Origin of the sequence: Sorangium sp. So ce426 (genome assembly GCF_051475585.1) — a bacterium.
Lineage (GTDB): Bacteria > Myxococcota_A > Polyangia > Polyangiales > Polyangiaceae > Sorangium > Sorangium cellulosum_B.
The window spans coordinates 296583-311797 of the sequence record NZ_CP150341.1 but is presented as its reverse complement, the minus strand read 5'-3'; the positions used below and the strand labels follow the sequence as shown (position 1 = coordinate 311797).

General features: G+C 71.9%; 13 protein-coding genes. 11 read left to right on the top strand and 2 right to left on the bottom strand.

Annotated elements, in window-relative coordinates; translation table 11 throughout:
• The first annotated feature begins 291 nt into the window (after nt 1-291).
• The 6 genes from cobM to WMF44_RS01185 are packed head-to-tail and all read left to right on the top strand — an operon-like array spanning nt 292 to nt 6256.
• Nucleotides 292-1086, top strand: a complete 795-nt coding sequence (gene cobM, locus WMF44_RS01210) for a precorrin-4 C(11)-methyltransferase (protein WP_437297289.1) — start codon at nt 292-294, stop codon at nt 1084-1086.
• A complete protein-coding gene (gene cobO, locus WMF44_RS01205) occupies nt 1083-1643 on the top strand; it encodes a cob(I)yrinic acid a,c-diamide adenosyltransferase (protein WP_437297288.1) in 561 nt (186 codons plus the stop codon). The genes cobM and cobO overlap by 4 nt, the downstream gene beginning before the upstream one ends.
• On the top strand, nt 1643-3175 hold the full coding sequence (locus WMF44_RS01200; protein WP_437297287.1) for a cobyrinate a,c-diamide synthase: 1533 nt from the start codon (nt 1643-1645) through the stop codon (nt 3173-3175). Before cobO ends, WMF44_RS01200 begins: the two co-directional genes overlap by 1 nt.
• The gene (gene cobU / locus WMF44_RS01195) at nt 3172-3762 is read left to right on the top strand and encodes a bifunctional adenosylcobinamide kinase/adenosylcobinamide-phosphate guanylyltransferase (RefSeq protein WP_437297286.1); all 591 of its coding nucleotides are present in this window, start codon (nt 3172-3174) and stop codon (nt 3760-3762) included. Before WMF44_RS01200 ends, cobU begins: the two co-directional genes overlap by 4 nt.
• On the top strand, nt 3759-4697 hold the full coding sequence (gene cbiB / locus WMF44_RS01190; RefSeq protein WP_437297285.1) for an adenosylcobinamide-phosphate synthase CbiB: 939 nt from the start codon (nt 3759-3761) through the stop codon (nt 4695-4697). Before cobU ends, cbiB begins: the two co-directional genes overlap by 4 nt.
• Complete coding sequence (locus tag WMF44_RS01185) at nt 4694-6256, top strand: cobyric acid synthase (protein WP_437297284.1); 1563 nt, start codon at nt 4694-4696, stop codon at nt 6254-6256. The genes cbiB and WMF44_RS01185 overlap by 4 nt, the downstream gene beginning before the upstream one ends.
• Nucleotides 6257-6287: 31 nt before the next feature.
• Here WMF44_RS01185 and WMF44_RS01180 read toward each other — a convergent pair whose 3' ends face one another.
• Together WMF44_RS01180 and WMF44_RS01175 are read right to left on the bottom strand one after the other, a co-directional pair.
• Complete coding sequence (locus tag WMF44_RS01180) at nt 6288-6935, bottom strand: hypothetical protein (RefSeq protein ID WP_437297283.1); 648 nt, start codon at nt 6933-6935, stop codon at nt 6288-6290.
• Nucleotides 6936-7063: 128 nt separating this feature from the next.
• Complete coding sequence (locus WMF44_RS01175; protein ID WP_437297282.1) at nt 7064-7471, bottom strand: hypothetical protein; 408 nt, start codon at nt 7469-7471, stop codon at nt 7064-7066.
• 363 nt (nt 7472-7834) lie between these two features.
• On the opposite strand from WMF44_RS01175, the gene WMF44_RS01170 reads away from it, so the two are divergent.
• From WMF44_RS01170 to WMF44_RS01150, 5 genes are all read left to right on the top strand, one after another.
• Complete coding sequence (locus WMF44_RS01170) at nt 7835-10039, top strand: DUF362 domain-containing protein (protein WP_437297281.1); 2205 nt, start codon at nt 7835-7837, stop codon at nt 10037-10039.
• A gap of 224 nt (nt 10040-10263) precedes the next feature.
• Nucleotides 10264-11955 carry an AMP-binding protein gene (locus WMF44_RS01165; RefSeq protein WP_437297280.1) on the top strand — a complete coding sequence of 564 codons (1692 nt, stop codon included), beginning with the start codon at nt 10264-10266 and terminating at the stop codon, nt 11953-11955.
• Nucleotides 11956-12051: 96 nt separating this feature from the next.
• Nucleotides 12052-13758 carry a DUF4135 domain-containing protein gene (locus WMF44_RS01160; protein ID WP_437297279.1) on the top strand — a complete coding sequence of 569 codons (1707 nt, stop codon included), beginning with the start codon at nt 12052-12054 and terminating at the stop codon, nt 13756-13758.
• 67 nt (nt 13759-13825) lie between these two features.
• On the top strand, nt 13826-14215 hold the full coding sequence (locus WMF44_RS01155) for a DUF4280 domain-containing protein (RefSeq protein WP_437297278.1): 390 nt from the start codon (nt 13826-13828) through the stop codon (nt 14213-14215).
• A 3-nt stretch (nt 14216-14218) separates the two neighbouring features.
• The gene (locus WMF44_RS01150) at nt 14219-15214 is read left to right on the top strand and encodes a type VI secretion system protein IglI family protein (protein ID WP_437297277.1); all 996 of its coding nucleotides are present in this window, start codon (nt 14219-14221) and stop codon (nt 15212-15214) included.
• The last annotated feature ends 1 nt before the right edge of the window (nt 15215 follow it).

Here is a 15215-nt window from a genome sequence, read left to right as displayed (position 1 = left end):
TGTCTGCGTACGCAAAGCATCTGCGGACGCCCAGTCGTCTAGCGTAAGCCTTCGCCCGCCCAAGGTGACCACGAGCTTTCGGCAACCCGCGGAGCCGTCCTGCACGCGCCAGAGCACCATCTTTCGCGGAGTTGGCAGGCGCCGACCACGCTCCGATCAGTTTTCTCGAGGCTCCGCCTCGGCGGCTCTGCCCCACCCCCTGGCGTCCGCTGCGCGATCGCTCTAGCTTCGCGCCGCGCGCCCGCGGCCCCCTCCGGGATCGCCGGCGCACGAAGCAAGGAAAGAACCCTCATGCGCGTCTACATCATCGGCGCGGGCCCGGGCGATCCCGGGCTCATCACAGTGCGCGGCGCCGAGCTCGTCGCTCGCTGCCCGGTCGTCATGTACACGGGCTCGCTCGTCCCCCGGGAGATCGTGGCGTCCGCGCGGCCGGACGCCCGGGTCATCGACTCCGCCGGCATGACCCTCGACCAGATCGTCGAGGTCTTCGTCGAGGCCAGGGACGCAGGGCACGACGTGGCGCGCGTCCACACGGGCGACCCCGTCCTCTTCGGGTCGACGGCCGAGCAGATGCGCCGGATGGATGCGCTCGGGATCCCGTACGAGATCATCCCCGGCGTCTCGTCCTTCACCGCGGCGGCCGCGGCGCTCGGGCGCGAGCTCACGCTGCCCGAGCTCTCGCAGACCGTCATCCTGACGCGCGCCGAGGGGCGCACGCCGGTGCCGCCCGCCGAGCGGCTCGAGGAGCTCGCCCGCCACCAGGCGACCCTGTGCCTGTTCCTGAGCATCACCCTGCTCAAGGACGTGGCCGCAGCCCTCATCCCGGCCTACGGCGCCGATTGCCCGGTCGCGGTGGTGCACAAGGCGAGCTGCCCCGATCAGAAGATCGTGAGAGGCACGCTCGCCGACATCCGGGACAAGGTGCGGGCCGAGGGCATCAAGAGCCAGTCGATGATCCTGGTCGGCCGGGTGCTCACCTCCACCGATTTCGCCGACTCGCGGCTCTATGATCCGGATTTCAGCCACCGCTTCCGCAAGGCCGAGAAGAAGCTCCTCGTCCCTGGCACGACCGAGGAGGGCTCGTGAGCGCGGAGGAGAGCGCCGGCGCGGGCGCGGCGACGGCAGGTAGAAAAGGGCTCGTCATCGTCTATACGGGCCACGGCAAGGGCAAGACGACGGCCGCGCTCGGCATGGTGTTCCGCGCGCTCGGCCGGGGCATGCGCGTCGCGGTCGTGCAGTTCATCAAGGGCAAGTGGAAGACGGGAGAGCGGCTGTTCGCCGAGACGCTCCCCAACCTGACGTTCCTCGTCATGGGGCGCGGCTTCACCTGGGAGAGCGACGATCTTTCGCGCGACAAGGCCGCGGCGCGCGCGGCCTTCCAGGAGGCCGCGGCGCTCATCGCGGGCGGCGAGCAGGACATCGTGGTGCTCGACGAGATCACGTACGCTCTCCATTACGGCTTCATCGCCGAGGACGAGCTGCTCGCGGCGCTGCGCGCGAGGCCCGCGCACGTGCACGTCGTGATCACCGGCAGGAACGCGCCCGACGCGCTCCTCGCGCTCGCCGATCTCGTGACGGAGATGAGATCGGTGAAGCACCCGTTCGAGCAGGGGCAAAAGGCCCAGATCGGAGTCGATTTCTGATGTCCCGGGCCATCCCCCGGCTCGTCGTCGCCGGCACGGCGAGCGGCGTCGGCAAGACGACCGCCACGGTGGCGATCGCGCGCGCGCTCCGCGCCCGCGGCCTCCAGGTCGCGCTGTTCAAGTGCGGCCCCGACTACCTGGATCCGACGTACCACGCCCGCGCCGTGGCCGGGACATCACACAACCTCGACGGCTGGATGATGGGCCGGGAAGCGGTCCTGTCGACGTTCGCGGCGGAGACCGCCGGCGCCGACGTCGCGCTGATCGAGGGGGTGATGGGGCTGTTCGACGGGGCGAGCCCGACAGGGGAGGAGGGCTCGACCGCCGAGATCGCGAAATGGCTCGAGGCGCCGGTCGCGCTCGTGATCGACGCGTCCGGGATGGCCCGCAGCGTCGCGGCGCTCGTCCAGGGCTTCGCGGGCTTCGATCCGGCGCTGCGCGTCGCCGCTGTCGTGTGCAACCAGGTCGGCAGCCGCGGCCACCTCGACATCCTCCGGCAGGCGCAGGCGCAGGTGAACCGGTCGCTTCCGGTCGTGGGCGGCCTGCCGCGGGACGAGGCGCAGCGCTTCCCCGAGCGCCACCTCGGCCTGCGCACGGCCGACGAGGCCGCGCTCCCCGAGGAGCGCCTCGACCACTGGGGCGCGCAGGCCGAGGCGTGGATCGGGCTCGACGCGCTGCTCGAGATCGCGCGCGCGGCGCCGCCCTTGCCGGCGGCCGGCGCGGCGGCGATACCCGGCGCCGCCGCGACGCCCGGCGCTGGCGCAGCCGCGACGCCCGGCGCCGCCGCCGGCGCGCAGCGCGGCCGGGCGCGCATCGGCGTGGCGTTCGACGAGGCCTTCCACTTCTACTACGCGGACAACCTGCGCCGCCTCGAGGCCGCCGGGGCCGAGCTCATCCGGTTCTCGCCGCTCCGCGACGCGCGCTTGCCCGACGTCGACGCGCTCTACCTCGGGGGCGGCTACCCCGAGGTGCACGCGGAGCGCCTGGCCGCGAACGCCGCGCTCCGCGGCGAGATCCGCGCGTTCGCCGGCCGTGGGGGCCCGATCTACGCCGAGTGCGGCGGGCTCATGTACCTGACCGAGGCGATCCGCACGCTGGACGGGCGCGCGCACCCCATGGTCGGGCTCGTGCCCGCGGAGGCCGCGATGTGCGAGAAGCTGCAGGCGCTCGGGTACGTGGAGGTCGAGACGCAGGCGCGCACGATCCTGGGCGGCGCGGGGCTCCGCTTCCGCGGGCACCAGTTCCGCTACTCCGAGCTCCGCCCGTCGCAGCGCGCTGCGCCGGCGCCGGCCGAGCCGGCCGCGGCGCCGGCGCCGACCGAGCAGCCGCCGTCGCCGTCCACACCGGCGCCCTTGCCGATCGAGCACGCCTACTCCGTGCGGCGCCGCCGCGGCGGCCAGGTCGCGCGCGAGGGGTACCGGGCGGGGAGCGTCCTCGCCTCGTACGTGCACGCGCACTGGGCCTCGAACCCGCTCGTCCCCGAGGGGCTCGTCGCGAGCGCCGCGGCGCACCGGAAGGAGCGCGCGCGATGAGCGGCCCGGGCACGGCGCCGCGCCGGGTCGCCCTCATCGGCGGCGGCGTGCGCTCCGGCAAGAGCGCGTTCGCGCTCTCCCTCGCGCGCTCGCTCGGCGAGCGCCGCGCCTTCATCGCGACCGCCGAGCCGTTCGACGACGAGATGCGCGCGCGCATCGACGCGCACGTCATCGAGCGAGGCGGCGCGTTCCTCACCGTCGAGGAGCCGATCGCGCTCCCCGAGCGCATCGCCTCGCTCTCCGGCGTCGACGTCGTCGTCGTCGACTGCCTCACGCTCTGGCTCTCGAACCTGCTGCTCCGCGACGAGACCGAGGGCCGCGCGCTCGGGCCCATCGAGGAGCGCATCGAGGCGCTCGCCACGGCGGTCGAGTCGGCGGCGCCGCACGTCGTCCTCGTCTCGAACGAGGTCGGCATGGGCGTGGTCCCGGAGAGCCGGCTCGGCCGGGCGTTCCGCGACCTCGCGGGGCGCGCGCACCAGCGGCTCGGCCGCTCGGCCAGCGAGCTCTACGTGGCCGTGATGGGCGCGATCCTCCGCCTGCGCCCCGGCCCTGTCGCGCTCGTCGGCGGCGGCGAGGAAGCGCGATGACGGCCGCCGCCGCGCTGCTCGTCGCTGTCGCGCTCGACCTCGCCTGCGGCGAGCCCCCCGCCGCCGTCCACCCCGTCGTGTGGATGGGCTCCGCGATCCAGGCCCTGAAGCGCGCCGCGCCCGCGGGCGGCCGCGCCGCGGAGCTCCTCTTCGGCGCGCTCATGGCCCTCGCCGTCCCCTGCCTCTTCGCCGCGCTCGGCGCCGGCGTCGCGGCGCTGCTCGCCCCGCACCCCGTGCTCGCGCTCGCTTTGTCAGGTCTCTTGCTGAAGCCCACCTTCGCGCTCCGCGCGCTCCGCGACGCGGCCTTCGGCGTGCGCGACGCCCTCGAAGCGGGCGACGTCACCGGGGCCCGCGGCGCGCTGCGCAGCCTCTGCAGCCGCGACCCGTCGGAGCTCGACGAGCCCGCGCTGGTCGCCGCGTCGGTCGAGTCGGTCGCGGAGAACGCGTCGGACAGCTTCGTCGCGCCGCTCTTCTATTTCGCCCTCTTCGGGCTCCCGGGCGCGCTCTTCTACCGCGCGGTGAACACGCTCGACGCGATGGTCGGCTACCACGGCCGCTACGAGTACCTCGGCAAGGCCTCGGCGCGGCTCGACGACGCGCTGAACTTCGTGCCGGCGCGGCTCACCGCGCTCCTCCTGCTCGCCGCCGGGTGGCTCCGCGGCGCCGACGCGCGCCGCGGCCTCGCCGTGCTCCTGCGCGACGGCGGCCTCACCGAGAGCCCGAACGCCGGCCGGCCCATGGCGGCGATGGCCGGGCTGCTCCGGGTCGAGCTCGAGAAGCGCGGCCACTACCGCCTCGGCGACCCCGTGGAGCCGCTCCGGCGGGGGCTCATCGACGAGGCCTGCCGGATCGTGCTGCTCGCGGCGCTGCTCTTCGCCGGGCTCGCGGCGGCCCTCCTGGCGGCGGCATCCCTTGGACAGGAGCTCTTCCGATGACGGCGCTCACGGTGATGGTCCAGGGCACGGCGTCCTCGGTCGGCAAGAGCCTGCTCTGCGCGGCGCTCTGCCGCATCTTCCAGCGGCGGGGCCTCCGGGTCGCGCCGTTCAAGTCGCAGAACATGGCGCTGAACTCGTTCGCGACCCTGGACGGCGGCGAGATCGGAAGGGCGCAGGCGGTGCAGGCCGAGGCGGCGCGCGTCGCGCCGACGGTCGACATGAACCCTGTGCTGCTCAAGCCCGAGGGCGACTCGCGCTCCCAGGTGATCGTGCTCGGCAAGCCGATCGGCAGCCTGCACGCGCGCGACTACTTCGCGTACCGGGGAGAGCTCAAGGACATCATCGCCCGCTCGCTCGGGCGGCTGCGCGAGGCGCACGACGTCGTGGTGATCGAGGGGGCGGGCAGCCCCGCGGAGATCAACCTGAAGGACCGCGACATCGTGAACATGCACGTCGCGCGCGTCGCCGACGCGCCGGTGCTGCTCGCCGGCGACATCGACCGAGGCGGCGTGTTCGCGGCGCTGGTCGGGACGATGGCGCTGCTCGAGCCCGACGAGCGCGCGCGCGTGGCCGCGTTCGTGATCAACAAGTTCCGCGGCGACCTCAAGCTGCTGGAGCCGGGGCTCGACATGCTGACGGCGCGGACGGGCGTCTCGGTGCTCGGCGTGGTGCCTTACCTGAAGCAGCTGCGCATCGCGGACGAGGACTCGGTGTCGCTGGAGGGCCGGCGGCGCCGGGCGCCGGCGGGCCCGGGGCAGCTCGACATCGCGGTGGTCCGGCTGCCGCGCATATCGAATTACGACGACGTGGAGCCGCTGGAGCACGAGCCCGGCGTTGTGGTGCGGTTCATCGAGCGGCCGGACGAGATCGGGAATGCGGACCTCGTGCTGCTCCCCGGGACGAAGAGCACGATGGCCGATCTCGCGTGGCTGCGCGCGAGCGGCCTCGCGGAGGCGGTCGCTGCGCGCGCCCGGCGGGGCGGCTGGACGCTCGGGATCTGCGGCGGCTGCCAGATGCTCGGCGGGGCGATCGAGGATCCGGAAGGCGTCGAGTCGGCGGAGCCGGCGGCGCGAGGCCTCGGGCTGCTCGATGTGTGGACGCGGTTCGAGCGGACCAAGACGGTGGCGCAGGTGAGGGCGCGGCTCGCGGGCGGCTCGTTCCTGGGGGCGGCGTGCGCGGCGAGCGCTGGAGAGGCCGAGAGCGAGGGCGCGGGAGAGCTCACCGGCTACGAGATCCACATGGGCCGCGTGGAGCGGGTGGGCGGCGCGGCCGCGGCGTTCTCGATCGCGTCGAGGGGCGGCAAGGCCGAGGCGGCGCTCGACGGGGCCGTGTCGGCGGACGGCGCCGTGGTGGGCACGATGATCCACGGGATCCTCGACAACGACGGGCTCAGGCGGTCGCTCCTCGCGGCGCTGCGCGAGCGGAGAGGGCTCCCCAGGGCCGCGGGCGAGCCGGCGATACCGAGCCGGCACGAGGAGTACGACCGGCTCGCCACGGCGGTCGAGGCGAGCCTCGACAGGGCGCTGCTCGACCGCATCGTGGGGCTCGACCGGCGCTGAGCGGCGCCCGGACGAGCGGGCTCGCCGCGGCTCACTCCTTCGTGAACCTCATGTAGTGCTTGATGGGTCCCGAGGCGTCCGCCCCCGCCGGTACCGGGAAGCCTCTCGTGAACGAGGATCCCTGCACGCAGAACGGGCTCTCCTCGGGCTCCTCGCCCGCGCCCTCGGGCTCGATGGTCAAGATGGATCCGGAGACCGACCAGGTGCCCATCGACGGCGCCGTGATCCGCCCCAAGACAAACGTACACGCGCAGTCGGCGCCCGCATGAGCACACTCCGCCGAGGTGAAGGGCGACTCCTTCCCAGCTGCGAGGCGCTGCATTTTCACGCTGAGCTGCGCGCACGTGATCGGGGTCTCCTCGGCCGCGAGGCACGCCGCAGGGTACACCACCTCGATCGGCCCTTGCTGCGTGATGGTCGTGACATAGGTGTTATCGGCCCGGAATTCGGCGCGTCCGCTCATCACCACGCCGCTGATGTCGCTCTCCGCGTCACACCCCTTGTGGAGGTCCTCGACCATCGAGGGATCCAGGCACGCGTCATCCATCGTCCACGTTCCCGTCGGATCGCCGCCGCACGCCGCGACCAGCCCGCAGGAGGGGCCTTCTTCCTTGCTCTTTCCCTCGTCGTCGACGCTGCCGCCGCACGCGGGCAGCGCCAGCAGGGATGTCACGATCACGGCCGAGCGCGCACGAGAAACCCATTTCATCGCATTCTCCATGGCAACGAGCCAGCCCCTCAGGACGTGCGGTGCATAACACGGGAGGCGTCATGGCTTGCGGAGAAGCGGAGCCCCTGATCACGCTGTCACGGCAGCGTGCCTTCCGGGCAACAGTAGTCGAGGCCCGTCAGCGGTACGCACCCGGGGGGCGGTTCCTTTCCTATCTTGCAGGTCGCCCAGTCCGGAGGGTCGCCGAAGTAGGTGCAGGACTCGACGTCCGTGGCCACCACCGCGCAGTCCGCGCCTCCGGTCCTCCGGCACTGCCAATACGCCGTCCACTCGGGCCTGCACGCCGGCGCCCACGGACCGAAGAAGTTCTCGTCTGCTCCGCAGGCGAGCTGCGCGGGCTCCTGGGCCGCCAGGCAGGCGTGGTAGGCGTCGAACTCGGCAAAACACGCCTCCGTCGGGTACTGGTCCATCGCCACGAAGCACGCGAGCGAGCAGTTCTTCGGCGCGCAGGCGGCGCTGAACACGTCGCACGCGGCCTCGCACACCGCTGTCGACCGAGCCTCCGAGTACCCTTCTACGCCCCCGCCCTCTCCAGCTCCCCCGCCGCTCGAACCGCCGCCACAGGCGACAAGAGCCGCTGCGAACAACATCCCCGCAGCCCCGAAAATTTCAGCACGAACAGCAATTTTAACAGAACCAGGAACAGACCAAACGCTCATTCCGCGCCCGCACTGCAAGGCGTGAGCCGCCTCGGCGAGCGCGTATCGAGGCGCTCATTCGGGCGCCGGCGGCGGGGCGAGGTGGGGGCCGCGTCGCCCTCACCCCCCGGCACCCGCGCAGGCCCTGGCTTCGACGATGTATCGTGGCGCCTTCTCCTCGCCGCCGTTTCGCGCCATCGTGCTCGCGGGATGAACAGGGCACGAACGATCCACGGCGGCCGGACGCGGCGGGCTCCCCGCGCGATCGCGGCGCTCCCGGCGCTGCTCGCCGTCCTCTCGGGCTGCGGGGACCGGCAACGCCAGCCGGGCGGCGGTCCCGGCGACGGCGGCCCCGCCGCCCCGCGGTCGCCGCCCGACGCGGCGGCGTCGTCGTCGGCGCCCGCGCCGGCGGCGACCGCGCCGGCGGCGACCGCCTCCTCGTTCGCCGCCACCTCCGCGCACCCCGCCGTCCCGACCGCCGTCCCGAGCGCGTCGAGCGACGTGGTCGCGGGCGCGTCGCAGCGGTACGAGGCCGGGCCCTCGGTGATCGCGTCGGACAGCATCGACGGCGCCGCCCTCAGGAAGCGGCACGTCGAGCGCATCAAGGCCGACGACTCGCCCGTCACCGTGCTCCGCGGCCAGGGTCCCCTGGAGCTCGGCAAGCGCATCTGCGAGGTGGTGGTGCCGAGGCGCCCCGCGGCGACTCCCGTGCTCCTCAAGCCGAACATCTGCGGGTTCGACAGCGTGAAGGACCCTGCGAAGTCGAAGGGCGACGACGGCGTGACCGGCCGGATCACCCAGCCGGAGTTCGTTCGAGGCGTCGTCCAGTGCCTCAAGGCGCGCGGGCACACGAAGATCACGATCGCCGAGGGCTGCGGCCACTCGCACAAGTTCTGGAAGGACATCGCGCAGCGCACCGGCTACGAGGCGATGGCCGCGGAGGAGGGCGCCGCGCTCGTCGCGATGGACGACGACGGGGTCTACGACGTCGCCGGGGACAGGCCCGGAAAGCCCCTCGCCATCCGCGGCATCCAGACAACGCACGTCCCGACGCTGCTCATGCCGAAGGTGCTGGCCGAGCACCTCGACCACGGGCTCTTCCTGTCGCTCCCCCGGCTCAAGATGCACCGGTACTCGGTCATCTCCGTCGGTATCAAGGGCATGCAGGGCACGGTCATGCTGTCGGACAGCGCGCCTGCCTACAAGCAGAAGTGGAGGATGCACAGGGAGCTCAAGGCGTACCTGGACACGAAGTCCGCCGGCCAGGAGGATAGAGCTCTTTACTTGTCGTCGCTCCGCGTCTTCGCCGAGCGGATGGTCGACGTGCTCGAGATATCCGCGCCGGACGCGGTGCTCGGCGACGGTGCGCCGGCGATGGGCGGAGACGGCTTCCAGGTGCTGCACCCCACGGCGGAGATGGTGGCCGTCGGCGGCACGAACCCGGTGCGGGTCGACCGCGTGGCGGCGGAGCTCCTCGGCGTCTGGAACAGCCCAGCGCTCGCGCGCGAGCTCGGCGGCCACCGGACCTCGCCGCTCATCGACGCCGCGGCGAAGCGCTTCGGGCTGGATCTCAAGGCGACGGCGATCACGGGAGACGGGGCAGATCTGCTGAAGAGCCCGAGGCCCGTGCATTACAAGGCGATGGCGCCCTTCCGGCTCGACTGGGAGCCCGGACAGGCGCCCTTGCCCGGCGGGCCCGCGAAGGGGCTCGATCCCGCGCCGCCGGCCTCGCAGAAGGCGCCCGACGGGAAGCAGGGCGAAGGGCCGGGCGGAGGCCCCGCGAAGCCGGAGGCACACGCGTCGTCGCTGCCGCCCGGAGAGCAGATCGTGCTCGACGGGAAGGCCGACGACGCGGCGTGGGGCCGCGCGAAGGCCGTGCAGTGGGACACCGACTACGCCGGCAAGCCCACCGGGATCCCCACGCGGGCGCGCTTCCTCTGGTCGAAGCAAGGGCTCCACGCGCTCTTCGAGCTCTCGAACGCGGGGCTCGACACGGATCGCTCGAAGCCCGTCGGCGCGGAGCGAAAGGGACTTTATAAAGAGGATTGCATCGAGCTCTTCCTGACGCCGGCCCCGGGCTCGCCGAGGCGGTATTTCGAGGTGGAGATCGGGCCTTTCGGCCATTTCTTCGATATCGCGATCGACCGCGACACGCGCCTGGAAGACACGGCGTGGTCGAGCGGCGCGACGATCGCGACCAGCCAGGACGCGCAGGCGCGCACGGCCGTCATCGAGGCGCTGCTGGCGGCGCCGGGGATCGTGGACGCGCTCGCCCCGGACGCGCGGCTGCCCATGAACCTGTACCGGATGGAGGGCAAGGACCCACGGCATTACCTCGCGTGGAGCCCGCCCCGCACGAGCAAGCCGAACTTCCATGTCCCCGAGGCGTTTGGAACGCTCGTGCTCGATCCCTGAGCCGGACAGGTGCTAGAGCGACAAACGGGTTGAAGCTGCACGCGGACGGCGAGAAGTTGAGACGCCACAAGACGCCAATTTTTATTGTTTTCTTGGCGTCTTTTGGCGTCTTGGCGGCTCATTTCTCTGGTTTCCAAGCTGATCGATGTTCTAGAGCGGTCGCTGTTCACGGGAGAAGCTCCGCGGAGTTGACCTGACAGCGCCTCCTCGATTACGAGCGCAGGATGCCGATCGATCTCGCCGCCCTGCTCCGCTCGGTCGAGCTGCGCCGCGAGGACGAGAGCCCGGATCCCGGGCCGCTCTCGGCCACGTGGGAGGACCCCGCGGCGTTCCGGCGCGCCCTCTTCGCCTTCGCCGCAGCGCGGACTGGCACGCTCAAGAGCCGCGCTGGAACAGCCTATGACGTCTACGCCGACGCCGTGCTGCGACACGCCGCCTCGGACAGGATCGCCTTCGTCGAGGTGCCGAGTCGAGGGGCTCCGGCGCGGCTCCGCTTCTCCGAGCTCCACGCGCGGGCCTTCGCGCTCGCCGCGGCGTGGACGCCCCTCGGCGTCAAGCCCGGCGCCGCGATCGCGATCGTCCTCCCGCCCGGCGTGACCGGCGTCGTGGCGCTCGCCGCCGCGCTGTACGCCGGCGCGTGCGTCTCCTGGATAACGCCGAAGGGCGATCTCGCGCTCGCAGCCGCCATGGAGGCCCTCGCGCCGGCCCACGTCGTGCTCGATCCGAAGGCGCCCGCGAAGGTGGGCGAGAAGCTCGCGAAGAAGGCGCTCCCGGTCGCGGCCCCTCCGCGCGCCCCGGCCGTGGGCCCGCACGCCTACGCCCCGAAGGAGCCGTGCCTCGGCGCGCTCTCCCCCCTCCGCGCGCCGTTCGGGACAGCCACCCTCGTCCCCGCAGAGACGGTGGTTTCCAGCGCCCTCTCGGACGCGATGCTGGTTTATCGCCTCGCGCCCGGAGAGCGGCTGTCGGCGCCGGGGTTTCACCACGAACAGGCCTTCTTGCCCATGGTGCTGTCGGCGTGGCTCGCGGGCGCGGCGTACGTGTCCGTCCCGCTCGCCGCCTTCCAGTCGACCCCCGCCGTCCTCGACGCGGAGGGCGTCAACGCGCTCGGCCTCTCTGCGTCCGCCACCGCGGCGCTCCGCGCCTCGCCCCGCGCCTGGCCGGGCTCGCTCAAGGCGCTGTTCCGGGACGTTGGGGAGCCGCTCGACTGGATGGAGACGCGCGCCGCGCTCGCCGGAAACAACCTCGGCAAGCTGCCCCTCTCCAACCTGCTGATCGACACGGCCGCGGGGGGCACGGTGCTGTTCTCGGCGCGGCGCCCTCTGGGGATCAACGCCAAGGCGCTGCCCTCTCCCGGGGTGCCGTGGGACCTCTTCGATCCCGCCACGAAGAAGCCCACGACCGGCGACGCCGGCCTGTTCGTGCGGCGCGGCGACAAGCCGGACAAAGACGGTTATTTCCTGCTCGCCCGCGTGGCGTCGGAGTACCTGTGGGGCAGCACGCTCACCCCTCGGAGGTCAGCGCGGGTGTTTCCGGGAGAGGCCTTGTCGCTCGCGGTGAGCGAGCTGCCTTTCTGCGAGGGCGCGGCCGTCGTGCCCTTGCCGGGCGGGGCCGCGCGCGGCGACACGCGGTTCGTGTTGTGCGTGTTCATCGGCGGACGGAAGATCGAACCGAGCTTCACCGACGCGATCGACAAGCTCGTCCGCGAGCGCTTCGGGCCAGACTACACCCCGGACGCGGTGGAGCTCTTCCCGCTGTACGGACGCGGAAAAGGCAAGAAGGTCGACCCGGAGTGGTGCGCCTCCAACTACCGCGCCGGCCGCCTGCACGCGCGCGCCGCGAACCCGGGAGTCGCCGCGCTCGTGGAGCTGCGGCGGCGGCTGACCTCACCGCCCCCTCGTGGGGAGAACGGCGGATGAGCCTCGGGGCGCGCCCCGCTCGGGTGGGAATCACCTCCGGCGCGCGGGGAATTTGGTGCTCGCCGGCGTGACGGGTACGTTCGCGCTCGGCAGCCCGTGTACGACAACGAGATCAGGCAGGCGCTGGACCAAGGGCTCCAGCGCATCGGCGCACAGGGAGTGTCCCTCGCCCCCTTGAACAACGCCGACGACGCCCGCCCGTACATCGAGGGCGCGCTCCGATCCATTGTCTCGGATCTCGACTGGCACCTCGGCGTGGACGGGTCGCGAGCGATGATGGCGCCCCTCATCGCCTCGGGCCTCCTCGACCACGCGGTGCGCGACCTCTTCGGCCCGTGCCAGACCGCGGCGCTGCTGTACGCGCGCGGCGAGTGGAGCATCGTCAGCTCCCTCCGGACGGCGCGCACGCGCGGTCTCCTCACGACCACGACCAGCATCAGCCGGAGCCTCTTCTCCAACCTGGTGTACACGCTCCCGCCCACCGTCGCCGACCGGGTCGACGCGCTCATCAAGCTCGTCAGGCAGTCCTATATCGACTTCGGGGTCGAGATCGTCACTCGCCTGCACCGCGACAGAGCCCTCCTCGCGACCCTGTTCGGCGTGGGAGGGGGCGTGGCCGCGATCGACATTCAGGGGAGCGACCCGCACGTCTGCGCGCGCCGCGTGGTGATCGTGAGGTACGGCAACGGCGTGCGCGTCGTCTACAAGCCCACCGATCTCACGTTCCAGCTCATGCTGATGGGGTCGCCGCAGTCCTTCGCGGCGTGCGCGCAGGGCCACCCCCGCGTGGCCAACTTCAGGAGCCTGTTCGACACGTTGAACATGGGCTTGCCGCTGCTCCACATCGCCGCGCCGAAGCACAACGCCGGCTACGGATACATGGAGTTCAAGCCCCGCGCGCAGGCGATGACGGAGCAGCAGGCGAGCAGGTACTTCCACGGGATGGGCAAGCTCATCGCCGTCGCGAACGCCTTCGGGATCACCGATCTCCACCAGGAGAACGTGATGGCCACCGTGAACGGGCCCTTCCTGATCGACGCGGAGATGGGCTTCTCGCTCGCTCCGAACGCCGCACCGGCGAATACCCTCATCTCGCACACCAAGCTCGAAGCGGCGCTCGGGGCGAGACCGCCAGCGGCCACCCAGGCGGGCGGCATGTTCGCCCCCTACCGCGACCCCAACACCGGATGGGAGGCCCAGTCGGTCTCGCTCCCCGGCGGCGGAGGCCACGCGAACTCCGGGGCGGCCACCGCGAACGGCGGGGGCGTCCGGAACGCGAGGACGTACGCCCTCTTCATCGCCCTCGGCATCATGGACGGCGTGGACGGCGTGGCCGCCGCGCTCAACCACGCGAGCAACTGGCTCATGCAGCAGTTCGATCGGGTCAACCCGCTGGCGCGCGTGATCCTCACCACCTCGACCATGGTCCGCCAGCACGTGAACGGCATCACGGAGTACCTGCGAGGCACGCTGATCGACGAGGCCACCGCGATCAACGGCAATTTCATGAGCTGGACGGAGTGGTACGGCGGCGTCTTCAACGCGGTGCCCGCCGCGTTCTTTCCGCCTCGTGACAAGGCGGTCATGTACGATCCTCGCCCCAAGATCGGCGTCACGACCGCGGCCGCCGCGCTTGCCGGGGTCCACGTCTCCAGCACCCAGGAAGTCCGTATTCGGCTCGCGACGACGCACATGGGCGGCGCCATCGCCCGCACGAAGACGGATCTCCAGACAGCGCTGGAAGCGGAGCTGCAGATCCCCCGGCGCCTCCAGCATCCAGAGAGAGTACGCCAGTTCCTCTGATCCAGAAAACTTCACTCCTCCCCGTCACCTCGGGCATGCTCGCGCTCCTGCGAGAGGAGCGCTTTCCATGTCCGGTCCCCAGGTCGTCGCCGGCGCGACCATGATGTGCAGCTTCGGGCTCGCCCCCTCGACGCTCGCCGTGCTCCCCGTGAAGGGCGTGCTCTCGAGCGCGCCCTCCGCGAACATCGCCGACATGGCGGCGATCGCGACCATCCCCCCGTTCGGCGCCTGCACGTCGCTCGCCAATCCCACCGTCGCCTCGGCCACCGCGGCCGCGCTGGGCGTGCTCACGCCCATGCCGTGCGTGCCGGTCCCGGCCGGGACGTGGCTGCCGGGCAACACCAAGGTGATGATCAAAGGGCCTCCGGCCACCGACGTCTCCTGCAAGCTCATGTGCTCCTGGGGCGGGGTGATCCAGGTGCTCAATCCAGGGCAATTCAAGGTGATGGACGTCTGAGGCATGCTCGATCCCGCCCTCCTCGAAAAGGCGCTCTCAGGCGGCGGAAAGGACGCCGAGGACGGCCGTCTCCCCGCGCTCGAGAGCGCCATGGCGAACGACCCGATCGGCGGCGCGGATCTGGCCAGGAGCGCCCTCGAAAAAGGGGTGACCGACGTGCGCGTCATCACCGCGTATGCGCTCGGCCTGTTCGCGGAGCAGGGGCCCCCGGCGCTCGCCCCGATCTTCACCTCCCTCCGGAAGGCAGTCGTCGAGAGGTGGAGCGCGCTGCGCCCCGCGGAGCGCAAGGAGCGGACGGTCGATGGGGCGTATTCGACGCTCTTCCGGACGATCGTCCAGCACATCGACGTCCATGAGAAGATGAAGGACGCGACGTTCAAGCAGTGGAGCCGCGCCGATCACGACGCCGTCGGCGGACCCGCGCTCCTCGCCTCGGCCGCGCTGCGAGACGCCATCACCCAGGTGCTCCCGGCGCCGCGCTCGACGGACGCGCTCTCCGAGCTGGAGGCGCGCGTGAGGACACACTTCGACAAGATCGCCGCGGCCGCCAGGCCGGCCCCCCGGCCCGAGCCCCCGCCCGAGCCGCCGGCCGACGTCGCGCCCGAGGCTCCGGAGGCTCCCGAGGACGACCCTGCTCCCGTCTCCGAGACAGTGCCCGCCCGCGTCGCTCCCGCCCGCGCGCCGGACACCTCTGCTCCCTCGGGCACGCTGCGCGTCTCGCCGGCGTTCGCGCACCTCCTCCGGAAGCTCGACGCCTTCAGCACGCTGGTCGAGAGCGGGCAATATCCGAAGGCGGCGGTCATCGCGGACGACCTCCGTCGCACCCTCAAGAGCTTCGATCCCAAGGTGTTCTTCCCCGACGTCTTCGTGCCCTATTTCCAGGCGCTCTCCTCGCACATCGACGAGATCGCGCCCTGCTGGGAAGAGATGGGCAGTCCGCGGTGGGAGGCGCTGGAGCAGCTCTACCAGGTGGATCTGGACGCCTTCGTGGACGGGTGAC